The 20411-nt window shown below is 70.0% G+C and carries 21 protein-coding genes; 16 read left to right on the top strand and 5 right to left on the bottom strand.

From position 1 onward, the window contains the following. Positions 1-58: 58 nt before the first annotated feature. From fabG to ABT297_RS30550, 4 genes are all read left to right on the top strand, one after another. Positions 59-763 carry a 3-oxoacyl-[acyl-carrier-protein] reductase gene (gene fabG, locus ABT297_RS30565; protein ID WP_350555851.1) on the top strand — a complete coding sequence of 235 codons (705 nt, stop codon included), beginning with the start codon at positions 59-61 and terminating at the stop codon, positions 761-763. Positions 764-851: 88 nt separating this feature from the next. Continuing rightward, on the top strand, positions 852-1622 hold the full coding sequence (fabI, locus tag ABT297_RS30560; RefSeq protein WP_350555850.1) for an enoyl-ACP reductase FabI: 771 nt from the start codon (positions 852-854) through the stop codon (positions 1620-1622). A gap of 20 nt (positions 1623-1642) precedes the next feature. Beyond that, a complete protein-coding gene (locus tag ABT297_RS30555; RefSeq protein ID WP_350555849.1) occupies positions 1643-2647 on the top strand; it encodes a ferrochelatase in 1005 nt (334 codons plus the stop codon). Between the two features lie 32 nt (positions 2648-2679). Next, entirely contained in the window at positions 2680-3459 is a 780-nt protein-coding gene (locus ABT297_RS30550) for an HAD-IIA family hydrolase (protein WP_350555848.1), read from the top strand. A 46-nt stretch (positions 3460-3505) separates the two neighbouring features. Here the strand turns inward: ABT297_RS30550 and ABT297_RS30545 are convergent, their stop codons facing one another. After that, entirely contained in the window at positions 3506-3829 is a 324-nt protein-coding gene (locus tag ABT297_RS30545) for a hypothetical protein (protein ID WP_350555847.1), read from the bottom strand. Between the two features lie 182 nt (positions 3830-4011). Continuing rightward, the gene (locus tag ABT297_RS30540; protein WP_350555846.1) at positions 4012-4794 is read right to left on the bottom strand and encodes an Rv1486c family protein; all 783 of its coding nucleotides are present in this window, start codon (positions 4792-4794) and stop codon (positions 4012-4014) included. A 75-nt stretch (positions 4795-4869) separates the two neighbouring features. On the opposite strand from ABT297_RS30540, the gene ABT297_RS30535 reads away from it, so the two are divergent. Beyond that, positions 4870-5673 carry a DUF3097 domain-containing protein gene (locus ABT297_RS30535; protein ID WP_350555845.1) on the top strand — a complete coding sequence of 268 codons (804 nt, stop codon included), beginning with the start codon at positions 4870-4872 and terminating at the stop codon, positions 5671-5673. Positions 5674-5679: 6 nt separating this feature from the next. On the opposite strand, the gene ABT297_RS30530 is transcribed toward ABT297_RS30535, so the two are convergent. After that, a complete protein-coding gene (locus ABT297_RS30530) occupies positions 5680-7005 on the bottom strand; it encodes a serine hydrolase domain-containing protein (protein WP_350555844.1) in 1326 nt (441 codons plus the stop codon). A 163-nt stretch (positions 7006-7168) separates the two neighbouring features. Here ABT297_RS30530 and ABT297_RS30525 point away from each other — a divergent pair, with 163 nt between their 5' ends. After that, positions 7169-7603, top strand: a complete 435-nt coding sequence (locus ABT297_RS30525; protein ID WP_350555843.1) for an NfeD family protein — start codon at positions 7169-7171, stop codon at positions 7601-7603. 18 nt (positions 7604-7621) lie between these two features. Continuing rightward, positions 7622-8731, top strand: a complete 1110-nt coding sequence (locus ABT297_RS30520; protein WP_350555842.1) for an SPFH domain-containing protein — start codon at positions 7622-7624, stop codon at positions 8729-8731. A gap of 81 nt (positions 8732-8812) precedes the next feature. Here the strand turns inward: ABT297_RS30520 and ABT297_RS30515 are convergent, their stop codons facing one another. Further along, on the bottom strand, positions 8813-9703 hold the full coding sequence (locus ABT297_RS30515; RefSeq protein WP_502885671.1) for a TrmH family RNA methyltransferase: 891 nt from the start codon (positions 9701-9703) through the stop codon (positions 8813-8815). Positions 9704-9787: 84 nt separating this feature from the next. Here ABT297_RS30515 and ABT297_RS30510 point away from each other — a divergent pair, with 84 nt between their 5' ends. The 3 genes from ABT297_RS30510 (at position 9788) to ABT297_RS30500 (ending at position 12594) form a co-directional block, all read left to right on the top strand. After that, positions 9788-10588 (top strand): DUF4184 family protein, encoded by an 801-nt coding sequence (locus ABT297_RS30510; protein WP_350555840.1) that lies wholly within the window; start codon positions 9788-9790, stop codon positions 10586-10588. A gap of 120 nt (positions 10589-10708) precedes the next feature. After that, entirely contained in the window at positions 10709-10954 is a 246-nt protein-coding gene (locus ABT297_RS30505; RefSeq protein WP_350555839.1) for a hypothetical protein, read from the top strand. A 107-nt stretch (positions 10955-11061) separates the two neighbouring features. After that, positions 11062-12594 carry a PucR family transcriptional regulator gene (locus ABT297_RS30500; protein ID WP_350555838.1) on the top strand — a complete coding sequence of 511 codons (1533 nt, stop codon included), beginning with the start codon at positions 11062-11064 and terminating at the stop codon, positions 12592-12594. A gap of 9 nt (positions 12595-12603) precedes the next feature. Here ABT297_RS30500 and ABT297_RS30495 read toward each other — a convergent pair whose 3' ends face one another. Then, complete coding sequence (locus tag ABT297_RS30495; protein WP_350555837.1) at positions 12604-13617, bottom strand: coiled-coil domain-containing protein; 1014 nt, start codon at positions 13615-13617, stop codon at positions 12604-12606. Between the two features lie 53 nt (positions 13618-13670). Here ABT297_RS30495 and ABT297_RS30490 point away from each other — a divergent pair, with 53 nt between their 5' ends. The 6 genes from ABT297_RS30490 to ABT297_RS30465 all read left to right on the top strand — a co-directional run bounded on the left by ABT297_RS30490 (position 13671) and on the right by ABT297_RS30465 (position 20395). Continuing rightward, complete coding sequence (locus tag ABT297_RS30490; RefSeq protein WP_350555836.1) at positions 13671-14942, top strand: aspartate aminotransferase family protein; 1272 nt, start codon at positions 13671-13673, stop codon at positions 14940-14942. Positions 14943-15289: 347 nt separating this feature from the next. Next, positions 15290-16321 (top strand): MurR/RpiR family transcriptional regulator, encoded by a 1032-nt coding sequence (locus ABT297_RS30485; RefSeq protein WP_350555835.1) that lies wholly within the window; start codon positions 15290-15292, stop codon positions 16319-16321. A gap of 32 nt (positions 16322-16353) precedes the next feature. Continuing rightward, positions 16354-17106 (top strand): sugar isomerase domain-containing protein, encoded by a 753-nt coding sequence (locus tag ABT297_RS30480; protein WP_350555864.1) that lies wholly within the window; start codon positions 16354-16356, stop codon positions 17104-17106. Positions 17107-17128: 22 nt separating this feature from the next. Then, positions 17129-18544 carry an N-acetylglucosamine/diacetylchitobiose ABC transporter substrate-binding protein gene (ngcE, locus tag ABT297_RS30475; RefSeq protein ID WP_350555834.1) on the top strand — a complete coding sequence of 472 codons (1416 nt, stop codon included), beginning with the start codon at positions 17129-17131 and terminating at the stop codon, positions 18542-18544. Positions 18545-18584: 40 nt separating this feature from the next. Further along, positions 18585-19466, top strand: a complete 882-nt coding sequence (locus ABT297_RS30470) for a carbohydrate ABC transporter permease (protein ID WP_350555833.1) — start codon at positions 18585-18587, stop codon at positions 19464-19466. A gap of 11 nt (positions 19467-19477) precedes the next feature. Continuing rightward, on the top strand, positions 19478-20395 hold the full coding sequence (locus ABT297_RS30465) for a carbohydrate ABC transporter permease (RefSeq protein ID WP_350555832.1): 918 nt from the start codon (positions 19478-19480) through the stop codon (positions 20393-20395). Positions 20396-20411: the final 16 nt, after the last annotated feature.

Below are 20411 nucleotides of genomic sequence, written 5' to 3'. Positions count from 1 at the left end.
CGCCTAGTCTCCGTACTGCATCCCACTAAGCAAGATCTTGAGCACGAAAGGCGGCACCGTGGCGAGGACCGTGCTGGTCACCGGCGGCAACCGGGGCATCGGACTGGCGATCGCGCAGGCGTTCGCCAAGCAGGGCGACCGCGTGGCGGTGACGCACCGTGGCTCGGGCGCGCCCGACGGGCTGTTCGGCGTGCAGTGTGACATCACCGACAGTGCCGCCGTGGACGCCGCGTTCACGGAGGTGGAAAACGCGCTCGGCCCGGTCGAGGTGCTCGTCGCCAATGCCGGCATCACCCAGGACACCCTGCTGCTGCGCATGAGCGAGGAGCAGTTCACGGGGGTGCTGGACACCAACCTCACCGGCTCGTTCCGCTGCGCCAAGCGCGCCGCGAGCAAGATGCTGCGGGCGCGCTGGGGGCGGATCATCTTCATCTCCTCGGTCGTCGGTCTCTACGGCGGACCGGGCCAGGTCAACTACGCGGCGAGCAAGGCCGGCCTGGTCGGCATGGCCCGCTCGATCACCCGCGAGCTTGGCAGCCGCAACATCACCGCCAATGTCGTCGCGCCCGGCTTCATCGAGACCGACATGACGGCGGTGCTTCCGGAGGCCACCCAGGCGGAGTACAAGAAGAGCATCCCTGCCGGCCGCATGGCTAAGCCCGAGGAGGTCGCCGACGTCGTCACCTTCCTCGCCAGCGACGCCGCGGGGTATATCACCGGCGCTGTCATTCCCGTCGACGGCGGCCTCGGCATGGGTCACTGACGTCGGTCGGTCGTTGGCGTCGCGAAGCAATCCGGCGCGGGCGCCAGATTCTTCGGACACATCATCATCAAGGGAGACTCCGGAAACCATGGCTGGACTTCTCGAGGGCAAGCGGCTGCTGATCACCGGGATCATCACCGAACAGTCGATCGCCTTCTCCGCCGCGAAGGTCGCCCAGGAGCAGGGCGCCCAGGTCGTGCTCACCGGCTTCGGCCGGCTGTCGCTGGTCGAGCGCATCGCCAAGCGGCTGCCGCAGGGGGCCCCGGTGATCGAGCTCGACGTGACCAACCAGGAGCACCTCGACGGCCTCGCGGACAAGGTGCGCGAGCACGTCGACGGGCTCGACGGGGTGCTGCACTCGATCGCGTTCGCCCCGGCCAGCTGCCTCGGCGGCGACTTCCTCGCCACGCCCTGGCAGGACGTGGCCACCGCGGTCCACGTCTCGACGTTCTCGTTCAAGGCCCTCGCCGTCGCGTGCCTGCCCCTGCTGGGCCAGGGCAGTTCCATCGTCGGCGTGGACTTCGACGCCTCGAAGGCGTGGCCGGTGTACGACTGGATGGGCGTGGCGAAGGCGGGCCTCGAGTCCACCTCGCGCTATCTGGCCCGCGAGCTCGGTCCGCGCGGCATCCGCGTGAACCTCGTCGCGGCCGGCCCGCTGCGCACCATGGCGGCCAAGTCGATCCCCGGCTTCGAGGTGTTCGAGGACTCGTGGTCCAAGACCGCCCCGCTCGGCTGGGACCTGCACGACCAGTCCGCCGCGGGCAAGGCCTGCTGCGCGCTGATGTCCGACTGGTTCCCCGCCACCACCGGTGAGATCGTCCACGTCGACGGTGGGTACCACGCGGTCGGCTCGTCCTGATCGAGGAGCAGAATGAGGGCGTGGCTCACGACGCGTTCCTCCTGCTCTCGTTCGGCGGCCCGGAAGGGCAGGACGATGTCCTGCCCTTCCTGGAAAACGTCACCCGTGGCCGGGGCATCCCGCGCGAGCGCCTGGAGGCCGTCGCCGGGCACTACCGCCACTTCGGCGGCGTCTCCCCGATCAACGCCCAGTGCCGCGCACTCATCGAGGCCCTGCGCCCCCGCCTCGACCTGCCGATCTACTGGGGCAACCGCAACTGGCACCCGATGCTGGCCGACACCGTGCGGCAGATGCGCGACGACGGGATCCGCCGGGCGCTCGCGTTCGTGACCAGCCCGTTCGGGTCGCACTCCTCGTGCCGGCAGTACCTCGACGACATCGACCGCGCGCGGGCCGAGGTGCCGGACGCGCCGGTCATCGACAAGATCCGGCACTACCACGACCACCCCGGGTACATCGCACCGCACGCCGACGCCGTGCGCGAGGCGCTGGACGGCCTGCCGTCGCGGATGAAGGCCCGGCTGGTGTTCACCGCCCACTCGATCCCCACGTCGATGAACGCGGCCAGCGGCCCCGGGGGCGCCGGGCGATACGAGGCCCAGCTGCGCGAGACGGCGGCCCTCGTCGCCGCCGAGGCCGCGCCGGAGCTCCAGTGGGACCTGGTCTGGCAGAGCCGCTCCGGCCCGCCGCAGGTGCCGTGGCTGGAGCCCGACGTCAACGACCACCTGGAGACGCTCGCGAAGGAGGGCGTGACCGAGGTCGTGGTGAGCCCGATCGGCTTCGTCTCCGACCATCTCGAGGTGATCTGGGATCTTGACGAGGAGGCCCGGGCGACCGCCGCGCGCCTCGGACTGGCCTACGCCCGGGCCGCCACCCCGGGCATCGACCCGCGGTTCGTGGACATGATCCGACAGCTGGTCGATGAGCGCGTCCTTGCTCACAGTAATGTGCGTCACGCGCTCGGCACCGTCCCCACCTGGGATTACTGCCCAGCCGACTGCTGCGCGTCACCAAAACGCGCATAGGCTCGAAACGTTTCTGAGGGAGTATGTTGCGCGTGAGAGAACGCAAGCCCATCGAGTCCTGGCTCACCGACATGGACGGGGTCCTCGTGCACGAGGGCGAGCCCGTGCCGGGCGCACCGGAGTTCGTCAACCGGCTGCGCTCGTCGGGCAAGCCGTTCCTGATCCTGACCAACAACTCCATCTACACCGCGCGTGACCTGCAGGCGAGGCTGCGGCGCATCGGTTTCGACGTGCCCGAGTCCGCGATCTGGACCTCGGCGCTGGCGACCGCGCAGTTCCTCGACAGGCAGCGCCCCGGCGGCACCGCCTACGTCATCGGCGAGGCGGGCCTCACCACCGCGCTGCACGAGGTCGGGTACATCCTCACCGACACCGAGCCCGACTACGTCGTGCTGGGGGAGACCCGCACGTACAGCTTCGAGGCCATCACCACCGCCATCCGCCTCATCAACGACGGCGCCCGGTTCATCTGCACCAACCCGGACGCGACCGGCCCGTCGAACGAGGGCGCCCTGCCCGCATGTGGTGCCGTGGCCGCCCTCATCTCCAAGGCGACGGGCATCGAGCCGTACTTCATCGGCAAGCCCAACCCGATGATGATGCGCTCGGCGCTGAACAGCATCGACGCGCACTCGGAGACCACCGCCATGATCGGCGACCGCATGGACACCGACGTCCTGTGCGGCCTGGAGGCCGGCCTGGAGACGATCCTGGTGCTCAGCGGCATCAGCACGGCGGCGGACGTGGAGCGCTACCCATACCGCCCGTCCCGGATCATCCCGTCGGTCGCCCAGCTGATCGACGAGGTCTGACCGTCGCCCCGGATTGCCGGGCCGCGTGCTCGGCAATCCGCCCCCTTCAGCGGAGCTGGACCGCCGCGCTGATGATCACGGCGCTGCCCGGGATGCCCGAGGTCGTCGACACGCTGCCGACGCCGGCCCATGGCCCGCGCGACGTGTAGACGTCCGGCGGCAGCCAGGGGTTGACGAACTTCCATTGGACGACGACCTGGTGTTCGCCGGTACCCGCGGTGCACAGGCTGGAATACTCGTGCGTGACGTTGTCTCGGCTGATGGTGCAGTCGCTCGGCACCGCCGACGCCGACTGGGCGACCACCGCGTCGACCGCGAGGGCCAGCAGCACCGCAGTGCCGAACGACGCGGCCCGTGTCCCAAGACTCATCCGAACCCCCAACATCGACCATCACGACTTCGAGCGGCGACCGCGGGCGCCGATGCGCGCGGCAACGCGACAGCTCAACGTGAGCGCATCGTACCTGTGTGTATCGACTGCTGGCAATGTGCTGATGGGTGCACGTCGATGTGCAGGTCCTGTTCGACCGTGTTCGAGCGGGAGCCGGTGGGCTACAACAGGGGTGCGTTGCAGGCGGCCACCAGGGCCCGGCGGCAGGCGGTCGTCAGCGGGCGCAGGGCCGCGTCGCGCTGCTGGACCTCGTAGCCGTTGATGGCGCCGCCCGGGGCGGCGTGCTCGGCGAGGGCCAGGACCCGGTCGAGGATGCTCGCCCGGGCATACAGGCGGCGGGCCCTCGGGTCGTAGCCGGGCGGCAGGTCGGTCGCGCCGTCGGGCTTGCGGATGGCCTCGATCGCGCCGGCGAGCTCGGGGCGCCACTGGGCGATGTCCAGCTTGGCCAGCGTGCGCGTCGCGGTGGCCAGCTCGGCGGACAGCTCCGCCTCGGCCTCGGCGGTGCTCGGCTCGTGGGTCGGGGGGCGGTCCTCCGGCAGGGCGAACACCTGCCAGCGCACCGTCTCGAACTCGTCGCCCGAGCCGGACGTGTGCAGGCGAAGCTCCGGCACGAAGCCCAGGCCGCCCGCGATCACACCCTCGCCGGCGAGCAGGGCGGCGCCGGTGAACGGGCCGGGGCCGGGCAGGCCGCGCGGGTCGCCCGGGGCGGGTAGCACGAGGCGTACCTCGTCCGGGTGCAGCTTCGACAGCGACGGCAGAGCGTCGGCGAGCGACACGTCGGTCCACGTGCCGGGGACGTCGGAGACCATGTGCTCCTCGTCGCCGGAGATCTCGGCGGCGGCGTCGTCGCACGGCACCAGGCCGGCGCGCCACGCCCGGACCCATGCCACGAAACGCGCCGAGCGGCGCGCCTGCAGGGTCGCCGCGCGTGCTGCGGGGGACATGGGAGCAAGGGTACGTGCCGACGTGCCGGTATGTCTCGCAGGCGAAGGGGCCGTCAGCCGATACGCTTCCCGGCCATGGACGTCCTGGCGAACAACGACTGGCGGCGCCGGCGCAGCGTACCCGTGGTCGAGGCGGAGGTCGACCTGGTCGTGGAGGACGCCGACTCGGGTTTCTGTGGGGCCGTGGTCGGGTTCGAGCTCGGCGCCGTGGTGCTGGAGGACCGGCACGGCACGCGGCGGAACTTCCCGCTGGATCCGGCCGCGTTCCTGCTCGACGGGCAGCCGGTGACGCTCGTGCGGCCGGCGCCTCAGCGGGTACACCAGCGGAGAATGACCGCATCGGGGTCCATCGCGGTGGCCGGGCACACCGCCCGGGTCGCCCGCCGCAGCCGGATCTGGGTCGAGGGCGTCCACGACGCCGCGCTGGTCGAGCGCATCTGGGGCGACGACCTGCGCGTCGAGGGCGTGGTGGTGGAGCCGCTGGACGGCATCGACGAGCTGGCGGCCGCGGTCGGTCGCTTCGACCCCGGCCCGGTGGCGCGCCTCGGCGTGCTCGTCGACCACCTCGTGCCCGGCTCGAAGGAGAGCCGGATCGTGGCGGCGGTCCAGTCGCCGTGGGTCCTGGTGACCGGCCACCCGTACGTCGACGTCTGGCAGGCGGTGAAGCCCTCGGCCGTCGGCATCCGGGCCTGGCCGGCGGTGCCGCCGGGGCGCCCGTGGAAGGAGGGCGTGTGCGCGGCGCTCGGCGTCGCGGACCCCTCCGACATGTGGCGGCGGATCCTGGCGTCGGTGTCGAGCTTCCGGGACGTGGAGACGCCACTGATCAACTCGATGGAGCGCCTGATCGACTTCGTGACGGAGCCGGACGAGGACGCCTGAGCGGGGTCAGAGCGCCGGCCACGGGTCGCGGGTGAAGACGAACGTCGCGATGTCCAGGGCCAGCACCTCGCCGGACGGGGAGCGGTGCACCCGCAGGATCTCCCCGTCGTTGTCACCCGAGCGGCCCCGCCAGCGGTCCGCCACCGGGCCGTCCGGCTCGAAGCGCCACGACGCCTCGCCGGTCGTCAGCGGCGTCACGATCAGGGCGTCGCCGGTCCAGCCGGCCTCGTACTCGCGCCCCATCCACCACCAGCGGCCGGTCAGCGGCGCGACCGACGGCGGCGGCGGGGTGCCCGGCCGCCACGGGGCCGGGCGGGCCGGCTCGCGCTCCAGAACGGTCTCGAGCAGGTCCAGGCCGAACGCGCTCAGGCCGCCCGGGTAGTGCACGGTGTACGCGTTGGCGAACGCCACCACCCCCGTGCGCGACGGGCGGTGGACGGCCATGACCGAGCCGTATCCGGGCATCGACCCGCTGTGCCCCACGAACACCCGCTCACCGCGGCGCCACAGCTGCAGGCCCAGGCCGTGCCCCTCGCGCCAGCCGTCGAGGTCGCTCAGGACCACCGGGGCGCACATCTGCTCGACCGTCGCCGGGGCCAGCACCGCCGGGTCCGGGTCGGCCAGGAACGCGGCCCAGCGCGCCAGGTCCCGCACGGTCGACCAGAGCTGCCCGGCAGGGGCCATGGCTCCCGCGTCCAGGCGCGGCTCCTCGCGCATCTCGTCGAGCCAGGGGTGCATGACGTACCCCCGGGCGAACGGTTCGGCCGGATCGTAGGTGGTGCGCTCCAGCCCGAGCGGCCGCAGCAGCCGCTTGCCCGCCATCACCCGCCAGTCCTCGCCGCCGAGGCGGCTGACGACGGCGCCGAGCAGGCCGTACGCCAGGTTGGAGTAGTGAAACCCGTGCGGCGGCGGGTAGGCGACCTTGTCCGCGGTCAGCGTGGCCAGCAACGTCTCCACGTCGGCGCCCGAGTTGCGCTCCCACCACTCGCCGTCCGGCTCGCGCTGCACCCCGCCGGCGTGCCCGAGCAACTGCCGCAGCGTCACCGCGCCCAGAGGTGTGCCCGGCAGGTGGCGGTACAGCAGGTCGTCGAGCGCCAGAAGGCCCTCGTCGCGCAGGGCGAGCAGCAGTGCGGCGGTCATGGTCTTGGTGATCGAGCCGATCCGGAACTGCAGCCCGGCAGGATCGTCGCAGGGGTGTGGCCCCACCGAGGCCACGTGCGCCGGCGCGCCGTCGCGCACCACCCCCGCGACCAGGGTCGGCACGCGCGCGCCGGCATGGGCGCGGGCGACCAGCTCGTCGATGCGGGAGACGGTTTCGGGCAGGAGGGGCACGCGGGTTCGCCTTCCTTCGTCACGGCACTCTGGCCTGCCCAACTGCGCGCCGCGGGGGAGGGTGGCGGGGAGCGGGCCAGGATCCTGCGACGATCTTGCGACGATCTTGCGGGAAGGGGCGCGAGGGCGGGCGCGACGTGCATCGGCGTGACACGATCGAAACGTGGATGTCTGGCTGATCGTCTGGTTGATCGTCGGCGCCGCTCTCGTCGCGGCGGAGGTCTTCACGAGCACCTTCGTGCTGTTGATGTTCGCGATCGGCGCGTTCGCCGCCGCGGGTGCCGCCGCCCTCGGCGCCAACGAGCCGATCCAGGCCGTCGTGTTCGCCGTGGTGAGCGCGCTGTCGTTCGTGGCGGTGCGACCCACGCTGCGCCGCTACATGCACCGCGACGAACGCGACACCCAGATGGGTGTCGAGGCCATCGAGGGCTCGATGGCGCTCGTGCTGGAAGATGTCGACAATGACAGCGGCATGATCAAGATCGACGGGGAGCTGTGGCGGGCCCGCCCGTATGACGTGACCCAGAGCTTCCCCAAGGGTGAGCGGGTCCGGGTGATCGAGATCAAGGGTGCTACAGCAATGGTGTGGAAGGACTGAGGCCCAGTGGATGCAAGCGTGCTCCTGGCCATTCTGGTGATCGCCGTCGCCCTGATCGGCATCATCACGGTGGCCAAGTCGGTGAAGGTGGTACCGCAGCAGGTCGAGTACGTGGTGGAGCGCCTCGGGAAGTACAGCCGGACGCTCACCCCTGGCCTCAACATCCTGGTGCCGTTCATCGACGCCGTCCGCAACAAGGTGGACAAGCGCGAGGCGGTGGTCAACTTCCCGCCGCAGCCCGTGATCACCTCCGACAACCTCGTCGTGTCGATCGACACGGTGCTGTACTTCAAGGTCGTCGACTCGGTGCGCGCGACGTACGAGATCTTCTCCTACCTGCAGGCGATCGAGCAGCTGACCGTCACCACGCTGCGTAACGTGATCGGCTCGCTCGACCTGGAGAAGGCGCTCACCAGCCGCGACGAGATCAACCGCCACCTGTCCGGCGTGCTCGACGAGACCACCGGCCGCTGGGGCATCAAGGTGACCCGGGTGGAGATCAAGGCGATCGAGCCGCCCCCGAGCATTCGCGACTCGATGGAGAAGCAGATGCGCGCGGAGCGTGACCGGCGCGCCGCCATCCTGCACGCCGAGGGCCTCAAGCAGTCCCAGATCCTCACCGCCGAGGGTGAGAAGCAGGCGGCCGTGCTGCGGGCCGAGGGCGAGCGGCAGTCCCGCATCCTGACGGCCGAGGGCCAGGCGAAGGCCATCCGGACCGTCGTCGACTCGATCCACCTGGCCAACCCGGACTCCAAGGTCATGGCGTACCAGTACCTGCAGTCGCTGCCGCAGATCGCCGCCGGCCAGTCCAACAAGCTGTGGATCCTGCCGGTCGAGCTGACCAAGGCCCTGGAGGGCATCGGCGGCGCCCTGGGCGGCATCGGGCAGATGTCCAACGACGAGCGCAGCCGGCACATCGACCAGAGCGCCGTGGAGGAGGCCGAGTCGGAGGAGGTCCTCGAGGCACGCCGGGCGGCCGAGGAGGCGGCGGCCGCGGCCAACGCGGAGGCTGCCGCGGCCGCGGCCCAGGTCTCCGGCGACCAGCCACCCCGCCAGCTGACCGGCTCGGTGGGCATCCCGCCCTCGGTGTTCGACCCGGCGCCCGATCAGAACCGCGACAACACCTGACGAACCGCTCGTGGTCGCTCGTCCCGCCGGACGAGCGACCGCGGGACGTCAGGCGAGCCGCCGCTGTCATGCGGGCCGTGGCTATTGATCGTCGCCTCGGGTGAGCTCCCAGAACGCGACCGCCGCCGCGTTGGCCACGTTGAGCGAGTCGACGCCCCGGCGCATCGGGATGACGATGCGGGCGTCGCTCGCGTGGAGCGCCTTGGCCGTCAGTCCGGAGCCCTCAGCGCCCAGCAGGAGCGCTGGCCGGGCGCGTTGCGCTGCGGTGAGCCGCTGGATCGGCACCGCGTCGGCGGCCGGGGTGAGCGCGAGCACCGTGAAACCCGCCTGCCGCACGTGGGTGAGCGCATCCGGCCACGGCTCCAGCCGGGCGTAGGGTACCGCGAACACCTCGCCCATGCTGACTCGGACGCTGCGGCGGTAGAGCGGATCGGCGCACGACGGTGACAGCAGGACGGCATCCATGCCAAGCGCCGCCGCGCTCCTGAAGAGGGCGCCGACATTCGTATGGTTGTTGATGTCCTCCAGGATCGCGATCCGCTTGGCTGACGCGAGCACGTCGCCGGCGGCCCGGTCCGGTTTGCGATGGAACGAGGCGAGGACGCCACGGTGGACGTGGAACCCGGTGATGGCTTCGAGCGTCGCCTGATCGCCGGCGTAGACCGGCACGTCATCGAGGGGCAGGTCATCGATCTGGCCGACGCGTTTGGCGTCGACCAGCACCGAGCGCATCCGGTAGCCGGCCCGCAGGGCCCGGCGGAGCACGAGCTCGCCCTCGGCGATGAACAGCCCGTTCGGTGGCTCCCACCGGGTGCGCAGCTCCACGTCGGTGAGCGCCCGGTAGTCGCCGATCCGTTCATCGTTGTGGTCGGTGATCGTCTCTGCTGCCCGCACGCACTGGATTCTGCCTTGTGCGGCGGGGCGAACCGATGTGGGGCTCTCGGGAGCGCCTCGCCGTCGCCGGTGCGTCATCGCAGCTTGGAGCACTCGCGACCCACGTATCCTGTGCCTTGATCGACAAGGACCCGGGGCGATGAGCTCCTGAGGAGGAGTTTGATGCCCTTCACGGTGAGCCACCCGGCTTTGATCCTGCCGCTGATCCGCCGCCCGCTCGTTGCCTCGGCCCTGGCCGCCGGCGCGGTCGCCCCGGATCTGCCGTACGTCCTCCCGCAAGCCACCTCGGCAGCGTGGGGGCCGTACAGCGACTACAACCTCACCTACACGCACGAGTTCGGCACCGGGATGGTCGCCGGGACGATCGGAGCGCTGATCCTGGTCGCGCTGTTCCACCAGGTGCTCAAGCGCCCGCTGATCGCCCTGCTCCCGGCCGCCGCGGCGGGGCGCCTGACCGGGCCCGCGGCACGGTTTCGCTGGTCGGGGGTGCGGCAGGTCGCCTGGATCGTCCTGTCCGCGGCGATCGGAGTGCTCAGTCACCTGGTCTGGGACGCGCTGGTCCACGAGAACGGCTCCGCCTCGTGGTCGCCGCTGCCGGACACCCAGAAGGTGACCGAAGGCCTGTGGTGGGCGAGCACCCTCGTCGGGGCGCTGGCCCTGGTCGGCTGGATCTACCGCTGGTGGCGCCGTCAGCCCGTCAGCCCGGCCGGACCGCGGGTGACGCTCAGCCCGGCCGCGCGCTGGCGGACCCTCGCGGCGATGGCGGTGGCCGGCGTCCTCGCAGCCGTCCTGCAGCTGGCGCGGCAGGGCTACGGCGTGCTCGACGCTGTTCATTCGATGGCTGTGCTGCGTCTGGCAGTGACCGGCGCGATGTCCGGCGTCGGGGTGGGGGTGCTGGTCTACGCCGTGCTTTGGCACCTGTCGACGGGCCGGCGCGGAACACGAGAACCCGCGGGAATCTAGCTCCTCACGTCCACAGCGGTCGGATAGCCGACCTGACCGGCATCCGCCGCCCGACGGTATGGCCGCCCGCGTTGGCGACCATGACCGCGCCACACCAACCGCCCTATCGGGGCGCTCCATATGCGGCACCGCCGCGGCCGCCGAGCCCCACGCCGAACCGCAAGAAGGTCCGCGCAGGGTTTCTACACCCGGCGGCTCAGCGCCGGCGACAAGCGCATCGAGGCGATCCTCGTCTGCTTCGACCAGAACCTGTACGTCGAGGTCCGCTTCACCGCCGGCGGCACCGAGCCCTGGGACTCGGCCGCCATGAAGACGAACATGACCGCCCTCGCGAAGGCCATGATGACGAAGGTCCCGAAGGCTTGACGGCGGCGACGGCCGCGTGATGGTGCGATGCCGGCACCACCTTGGCCGGTGCGCCCGATCCGCCGGCGGGCGACGTGGCCGAGGATTCACGCGTACGATCCGCGCTGATGTTCCCGACCGTTCGTGAGGTGCTCGCCCTGGAGCCGGTGCGCAACGGCGCTCCGCGGATCGTGGCGGGCGAGTGCGGCCTCGACCAGGCCGTGCGCTGGGTCCACAGCTCCGAGGTGCCCGACATCGCCACCCTGCTGCGCGGCGGGGAGCTGGTGCTGACCACCGGCATCGGGCTGCCGCCGGACGACGCCGGGCTGCGCCGCTACATCACCGACCTGGCCGAGGTCGGCGCCTGCGGCCTGGCCGTGGAGATGGGGCGCCGTTACGCACAGCGACTGCCGGCCGTCCTGACGCGTACGGCGGACGAGCTCGGCCTGCCGCTGGTCGAGCTGCACCGCGGGACACCGTTCGTGGCCATCACCGAGGCGGTGCACTCGATGATCATCGACGCGCAGCTGGCCGAGCTGCGCGCGACGGAGGAGATCCACCAGCGCTTCACCGAACTGTCCGTCGAGGGTGCCGGCCCGGCCGAGGTGGTCGCTCAGGCCGCGGCCCTGGCCGGCGCGCCGGTGGTGCTGGAGAACCTGTCGCGGCAGGTCCTGGCGTACGACGCCGCGGGCGGCTCGGCGGCGCTGCTGCTGGCCAGTTGGGAGGCGCACTCGCGGGCGATCCGGCCGGCCGGGCGCACCGGCCACGACGCGCAGTCGGGCTGGCTCGTGACGGCCGTCGGCGCGCGGGGCCAGGACTGGGGGCGGCTGCTCATGCGGGTGCCGTCGGCGGAGGCGCGGTACGTCATCCTGATCGAGCGGGCCGCCTCGACCCTCGCCCTGGGCCGGCTGATCGACCCCGACCCGGAGGGCCCGCAGCGGACCCTGCTCACCGCGCTGATCAACCACACCATGCCGGTCGAGGACGTGGCGCTGCGATCCCGGGCGCTGGGGGTACCACTGGAGCGCCGGCACCTCGTCGGACTGGTGATCCGTCCGGCGCTGGCCGCCGAGGCCGAACGCGCGTTGGCGGAAATGTCGATCAAGGGGCTTGTCGGGACCTTGGACGCGATGAGTGCGGGCGTACTGCTGGCCCTGCGCGACGCATCGGATGAGCCGGAGGTACTGCGACAGTTCGCGGAGCGACTGCGGAAAGGCGACCGGTCGATCGTCATCGCGGCCGGCGAGGGGGTGCGCTCGCCGCGCGAGGCGCGCCAGTCGCTGGTCGAGGCGGCTCAGGTCGCCGCGGTGGTCCGCCACCCGGTCGCCGGCGTCGTCCGCCTCACCGACGTCAGGTTGCCGGGCCTGCTGCACATGCTGCGCGACGAGCCGCAGTTGCAGACGTTCGTGGAGCGGGAGCTGGGCCCGCTGCTGGCCTACGACGCCCACCACCCGCGCGAGCAGCTGCTGGGCGTGCTGCGCGTATACCTCGAGTGCGGCCGCAACAAGTCCGCCGCGGCCGAGCACAGTCACCTGTCGCGCCCGGCGTTCTACGAGCGCCTGGCGAAGATCCGCAAGATTCTGGGCGCCGACCTCGACGCCGTCCCGGTGTGCCTGTCGCTGCACGTGGCCCTGCTGGCCCTGGACGCCTGGCGCAGCTGATCCCGCCGGCTATTGCATCGAGATGTGCACGTGGTTGTAGTGGTCGCCGGCCGGGGTGCCGTCGCCGCCGTAGGACTTCCAGCCGCTGCTCGGCTGCCAGATCCGTTTGTACCAGATCACGTATTTCACGCCGAGGTTCTTGGCGTTCGCGATCGCCCAGGCGGACAGGTTGTCGCCGTAGGTCTTGTCGGCGCCGGTTGCCCGTGCGTTGACGAATGTCGATGAATTCGCCGAGAAGTCGCACGCCTTGCCCAGCGGGTGGTCGCCTCCGCCGCCGCCGCGGTAGCACGACGTGTAGTGCGTGAAGCCAGCCTTGCGCGCCTCGTTGTACGCGTTGAGCATGCGCGGCGAGATGCACCCGCTCGTCGTCGGGTCCTTTTGCGAGCAGCCCTCGGACGGGAACGAGCCGTCGGAGTTGCGCGAGCCCGCGTTCGTGGTCACCTTGCCGCCCGTCGGCGCGCCGCCGCTCGCGTCAGCACCGCCGCCGGCCTTGCGCAGCGCGTTCTCGGCGGCCTTCTTGTTGGCTTCCATGATCTTCAGCTGCGCCTGCTGGTTGGCGACCGCCGCGTCGATGTCCTTGCGCTGCTGCTCGAGCTGCTTCTGGGTGTCGATCACCTCGCGCAGCTGCCGGTTCTCCTGCTGCAGCATGTACTCGACGGTGACCATGTTGTGCAGCAGGTCGTCGGGGTTGTCCGCGCCGATCATCACGGTGAGCATGCTGGTCCGGCGGCCCCGGTACGCGGCCGCGGCGACCGCCCCGGCCGAGGCCTGCAGCTCGGTGAGCCGGGTCTGCGTCTTGGCCATCTGCTCGCCGATCGAGGCCTGGTCGGCGACGGACTTGTCGAGCCGGCCCTTCGCGTCGTTGTACTCCGCGTTCGCCTTGTCCAGGGCCTGACGCACAGTGAGGTTCTGCCCGCCATCCTCGCCGGGTGTCGGCTCCGCCGTTGCGGGGTTACCGAACGTGGCCACCAGGAGCAGCGCGGTGACCGCCAGCGTGAGGAGACGTCTGGGTGCCGTCAACATCGCGGGTCAGCATACCGAAGCGTCCTGAAAACTCCAGCGCGAGAATTTACGGTATGGACGACCTACTCATCCGTCATCGGCGGGTCATGCCCGCCTGGATGCCCGTGTACTACGACGAGCCGATCGAACTGGTTACTGGCAAGGGTTCACGCGTCACGGACAGTAATGGAAAAATCTACCTGGATTTTTTCGGCGGTGTCCTGACCAACTCGCTCGGTTACGATCTGCCGGAAGTCCGCGAGGCGGTCGAGCGCCAACTGCGCACCGGCATCGTGCACACCTCCACGCTCTACCTCATCCGCCAGCAGGTGGAGCTCGCCGAGAAGATCGCGCGGCTGTCCGGCATCCCCGACGCCCGGGTCTTCTTCACCAACTCCGGCACCGAGGCCAACGAGGCCGCCCTGCAGGCCGCCACCAACAAGCGCGGCAGTAGCAGCGTCCTGGCGGTGCGCAACAGCTACCACGGCCGCACGGCCGGCACGATCGCGGTGACCGGCAACCGGGCCTGGTCCGCCTCGCCGCTCAGCCCGTTCAACGTGAGCTACCTGCACTCCGGGGACCGCCTGCGGGGGTTGTTCAAGGGCATGAGCGACGAGCGGTACCTCGAGGCGGCCGAGGAGGACCTGCGCGAGGTGCTGGCCACCACGACCGCCGGGCCGGTGGCCTGCCTGATCGCCGAGCCGATCCAGGGCGTCGGCGGGTTCGTGCACGGCCCCGACGGCCTGCTGGCGGTGTGGAAGCGGGTGCTGGACGAGCACGGCATCCTGCTGGTCTGCGACGAGGTGCAGACCGGCTGGGGGCGCACCGGCGAGCACTTCTGGGGCTATCAGGCGCACGGCGTCACGCCGGACCTGCTCACGTTCGCCAAGGGCGTCGGCAACGGTTTCGCCCTGGCCGGCGTCGTCGGCCGGGCCGAGGTGCTCGAGTCGGTACAGGGGATCTCGTTCTCCACCTTCGGCGGCAACCCGATCTCCACGGCGGCCGGCAACGCGGTGCTCGACTACATCCTTCGGCACGACCTTCAGGCCAACGCGGCGCGGACCGGCGCGATCCTGCTCGACGGCCTGCGCGCGGTGGACAGTCCGATCGTCGCCGAGGTGCGCGGCCGGGGCCTCATGATCGGCGTCGAGCTGACCAGCGCGGCCGCGACGACCGCGGTGTTCGAGTCGTGCAAGCGCGACGGACTGTTGGTCGGCAAGGGCGGGCTGTACGGCACGGCCCTGCGCATGGGTCCGCCGCTGAACCTCACCGAGGACGAGGCGCGCGAGGGTCTGGAAATTCTGACCAGCGCACTGCACGAGCACGGGGGTGTTTTGGGCCGATAATGCCCGGTTTAAACCGACCATCATTGGCAGGCCGAACCATCCCAGACGGGTTGGTTCGGCCTTTTCCATGAAAATCGGCGGATTCCCGCCCGCCCTCCGCTTGTAACAAAACGGGCTAAATATCGGCCCGCTCCTGCCGCCACCCCCGTCCGGGATGGTCTCCTTGGGCGGCCGGCGAGCGGTGCTAGTTCAAGATCTAGATCTATGCTGAGCTGGGATTTTAGCAATCTTTAAGATCCACTTCGTTGGTAACAGTTTGAAAACTTCGTTCAACTCCTTGACAAGAAGGCCCCCTCAGTAAGAACTTTTACCACTAACCGTTAAGGAACCTTTTTGAAGGGAACGTCATGACGTCACGCGACGAGCTCACGACGGCGGTGCAGCCCGCGGTCGGCGCCTCGCCCGTGTCGTCCATTCCCACGGCCGGCTCGGTCTCGCCGCCTCCGATCGCACCGGCCGGTCCCGTTGACGGCTTCGCGGTCGCCGCGGTCGGCGCCGGCGAGAGCGTCCTGGTGCGGGTCCGCGCCGGGCTGCCAGAGTTCACCGGCGCCCTGCAGCGCGTGGCCGAGCTGATCCTGGCCGACCCCGCGGCGGCGGCCCGCTCGACGATCGTCGAGCTCGCCGAGCGCAGCGGCACCTCGCCCGCCACCGTGACCCGCTTCTGCCGGGCGCTGGGCTTCGTCGGCTACGCCGAGCTGCGGCTGGCCATCGCCGGCGAGACCGGCCGGGCCGCCCGCACCGGCGGCTGGACGATGGACATCGGTCGCGAGATCCAGCCGACCGACCCGCTGGAGCGCGTGCTCGGCCAGATCATGGCCGCAGACACGCAGGCGATGCACGACACCGCCGCCCTGCTGGACCTCACCGAGGTGGAACGCGCCGCGGAGGCCATCGCCCGCGCCAATCGGGTCGACATCTACGGCCAGGGCGGCAGCGCGCTGGTCGGCGGGGAGATGCAGTTCTGCCTGCACCGCATCGGCGTCGCCGCCTGGGCCTGGACCGACGTGCACAACGGACTGTCCAGCGCGGCGCTGCTCAAAGCGGGCGACGTGGCGCTCGGCGTCTCGCACAGCGGCCAGGCGCGCGAGACGGTCGAGATGATCGCCGAGGCGAGCAGCCGGGGCGCGACGACGATCGCGCTGACCAGCTTCCCGCGCTCGCCACTGGCGGAGGTCGCCGACATCGTCCTGCTGACCGCGACGCAGGCGACCACCTTCCGGCCGGACGCCCTCTCGGCCCGGCACCCGCAGCTCGTGGTGCTCGACCTGCTGTACATCGCGATCGCGCAGCGCACCCACGAGCGCGCCCACGCAGCGTTCTCCGTCACGGCCCAGGCGGTCGCCGGTCACCGGTCGGCCTCCGGAAAGGAAGCGTCGTGACCACCCTCCAGGACGCGAGAAAGGGCGACGGGATGGCCGTCACCGCTCACGGTTACGTCTCCGCGATCCAGTCGGTCATCGACCGGATCGCCCTGACCCAGGTCGACGGCGTCAGCCAGGCCGCCGACCACATCGCCGCCGCGCTGCGCGGCGGCGGACTCCTCCAGGCGTTCGGCACGGGACACTCCGAGGCGGTGGCGGTGGACTTCGCCGGCCGCGCCGGGGGCCTCGTGCCGACGAACAAGATCCTCCTTCGGGACCTCGTCGTCTACGGCGGCGCGGACCCCAGCATCCTTGAGGACGAGAAGCTGGAACGCGATCCGAGCATCGCCGCCCGGCTCTACGAGATCGCCGCGCCGCGTCCGGAGGACGTGTTCGTGATGGCCTCACAGTCGGGGATCAACGGGGGGATCGTCGAGATGGCGCTGCTGATCAAGCAGCGCGGGCACAGGTTGATCGCAATCACCTCGGTCGAGCACACCCTCCGGGCGTCCCCCAGGCACCCCTCGGGTAAGCGGCTCGCCGACATTGCCGACGTCGTGCTGGACAACGGCGCGCCGTACGGCGACGCACTGCTGTCGCTGGATAGCGGCGGCGCGGTCTGCCCGGTCTCTTCGGTCACCAACGCGCTCATCGCGCAGCTGGTGGTCGCCGAGGTCGTGCGACGCATCGAGGCCGCGGGTGAGGTGGCTCCCGTCTACCTCTCCGCAAACGTCCCCGGCGGGGACGAGCACAACCACACCCTCGAGTCGCGGTACGCCGGACGCGTCCGGCGAACCGCCTGACCCGAACCGAGGAGACCCCCAAATGTCCAATGAACTGTCTCGTCGTACCGTCCTGCGGCGCGCTGCGGCTGCGGGCCTGCTCGCGACGCCGGCCGCAGGTCTGCTGTCCGCCTGCGCGGACGGCAGCAGCGAGGAGCCCTCGACCAAGAACACCGGGACGGTCAGCGCGACCAACCCGCTCGGTGCGCCCGAGGACCAGGCGATCAACGTCGTCATCTTCAACGGCGGCTACGGCGAGAAGTACGCGACCGACGTGCACGAGCCGCTGTACAAGAAGGCGTTCCCGAAGTCCGAGGTCAAGCACCAGTCCAGCCAGGCCATCTCCACGCTGGTGCAGCCGCTGATCTCCGGCGGCAACGCCCCGGAGTTCGTCAACAACTCCGGCGAGAAGATGCTGGACTTCGGCGCCCTGGTCACCGACGGCCAGCTGCAGGACCTGACGCCGCTGCTGGACGCGCCGTCGGTCGACGACCCGTCGAAGAAGGTCCGCGACACCCTGATGCCCGGCACGATCGAGGCCGGTTCGTTCAACGGCAAGCCGTACGTGCTGTACTACGTCGCGACCACCTACGGCATCTGGTACTCGGGCAAGCTCTTCTCCGAGAGGGGCTGGAAGGCCGCTGCCACGTGGAGCGAGTTCACCGCGCTCTGCGAGGAGATCAAGAAGGCCGGCATCGCGCCCTACGCGTACGCCGGTGCCAACGCCGCGTACTACCAGTGGAACATCATCCTCACCAGTGCCGCGAAGATCGGCGGCACCGACATCCTCAAGAACATCGACAACCTCGAGGACGGTGCCTGGAAGGCCGACGCGGTCAAGCAGGCCGCGGAGGCGTGGGCCGAGATCGGCGCGAAGTACAACCTGCAGGGCGCCGAGGGTCTCAAGCACACCGACGTCCAGCTCAAGCAGAACCAGAACCAGCTGGCGATGTACCCGTCCGGCGACTGGCTCGAGAACGAGCAGAAGAAGGACACACCGGAGGGCTTCAAGTACCAGCTCGCGACCACGCCGAGCATCACCGCGGCGGACAAGCTCAAGTCGACGGCGCTGCGCGCGGCGGCCGGTGAGGGCTACGTCGTCCTGGCCAAGAGCAAGAACCCCAAGGGCGGCCTGGAGTACATGCGCCAGATGCTGTCGAAGGCGGGCGGCAAGGGCTTCACCGAGACGGTGAAGGCGCCTACCGTGGTGCAGGGCAGCACCGAGGGTCTGACCTTCACGCCCGGCATCCAGTCCTCGCAGGACGCCCTCAAGGCGGCCGGCCAGGAAGTGTTCAACCTGTACTTCGACGGCTGGTACAAGGACCTCGACAAGGAGGCCCGTACCGCCACCAACGAGCTCATGTTCGGCCGGATCAAGGCCGACGCGTTCGTCGAGCGCATCCAGAAGAAGGCCGACGAGATCAAGAAGGACTCGTCCGTCACCAAGTTCAAGCGCTGATCGGAGCCTGATCATGCGGCACGGAAGATACCCCTTCATTGTGGGGTTCCTGGTTGCGCCGGTGACGCTGTACGCGATTTTCGTCCTGTCCCCGTACGTGCAGACGATCCGTCTGTCGTTCACCCAGTGGCGCGGATTCGTCGCACCCAAGTGGGTCGGGACGGAGAACTACTCGCGCATGTTCCACAACCACCGGTTCTGGCAGGCGCTGGAGCACCACGCAATCATGCTGGTCTTCCTGCCGCTGATCACCATCGCGTTTGCCCTGGTCTTTGCCTTCCTGCTCAATGTGGGCGGCAGAGGCCAGGGCGGCAAGACCGCGGGTGTCTGGGGGTCGAAGTTCTACCGTGTGGTGTTCTTCCTCCCCCAGGTCCTCGCGATCCCGGTCATCGCGGTGCTGTTCCAGACCGTTTACCGGCCCAACGAGTCCGGCCTGATCAACGGCGTGCTGCTGAAGGCAGGCCTCGACGGTCCGGTCGGCTTCCTCATCGACAAGCACCTGGCCCTGCCGTCGATCATCGCGGTGCTCGTGTGGCAGGCGGTCGGCTTCTACGTCGTGCTCTTCTCCGCCGGCATGGCGAACATCCCGGGCGAGATCTACGAGGCCGCCGAGCTCGACGGCGCCTCGAAGATACGGCTGTTCTTCTCGGTCACGCTGCCGCTGTTGTGGGACACGCTGCAGACGGCCTGGGTGTACCTCGGGATCATGGCCTTCGACGGCTTCGCCATCGTGGCGGTGCTGGCCCAGGACAACGGCGGCCCGGACGGCGCCACCACGGTCCTCGGCCTGGAGATCTACAACAACATGCAGCAGAGCCGCCTCGGCGACGCGACCACCTACGGCGTCGCGCTGTGCCTGCTGACCCTCACGTTCGCCGCCCTGACGCTGCGCGTCACCCGGCGCGAGTCGTACGAGTTCTGAGAGGCCGGGACATGACTGCCACCGTCGGCCGGGAGGCGCCTGGCCAGCGCAGCGGAGCGAGCGACGCCCGGAGTCGCGTGAAGGCCGCGGCCCCCCGCCAGAAGTTCAGCGTGCTCGGCGGCCTCGGGCACATCCTGCTGGCCGTGTGGGCGTTGCTCATCATCGTGCCCCTGATCTGGGTGCTCCTGGCCTCGTTCAAGAACACCACGGAGATCTTCAGCGCGCCGTGGACCTTGCCAGGCGAGCTGCGCTGGGAGAACTGGGGCCGGGCCTGGACCAAGGCCCACGTCGGCCGCTATGTGCTCAACAGCATGATCGTGGTCAGCCTGAGCACCTTCGGCACGGTGCTGCTGGCGTCCATGGCGGCGTACGTGCTGGCGCGGTACAAGTTCTGGGGCAACCGGCTGATCTACTTCGGCTTCGTCGCCGGCATCGCCTTCCCGCCGTTCCTCGCCGTCGTGCCGCTGTTCTTCGTCGTGAAGAACTTCGGGCTGCTCAACAGCTACACCGGGCTCATCCTGGTGTACATCGCCTACTCCCTGCCCTTCACGATCTTCTTCCTGTCGGCGTTCTTCCGGTCGCTGCCGAACTCGGTGGCCGAGGCGGCCACGATCGACGGCGCGTCACACACCCGGCTGTTCTTCTCGGTGATGCTGCCGATGGCCAAGCCGGGCCTGATCAGCCTCACGATCTTCAATCTGATCGGGCAGTGGGCGCAGTACCTCCTGCCGCTGGTCCTCATGGCCGGCGCGAAGGACAAGTGGGTGCTCACCCAGGGCATCGCCGACATCTCGACGGCGGCCGGATACGAGGCGGACTGGTCCGGCCTCTTCGCCGCGCTGACGATCTCGATCCTGCCGATGATCGTGATGTACGTCATCTTCCAGCGCCAGATCCAGGCCGGTCTCACCGCCGGTGCCGTGAAGTAAGCACAAGCATGCCGTG

This window comes from Dactylosporangium sp. NPDC000555 (genome assembly GCF_040300025.1).
GTDB lineage: Bacteria > Actinomycetota > Actinomycetes > Mycobacteriales > Micromonosporaceae > Dactylosporangium.
The sequence above is the reverse complement of the archived record's forward strand: the minus strand, read 5'-3'. Positions and strand labels throughout refer to the sequence as shown.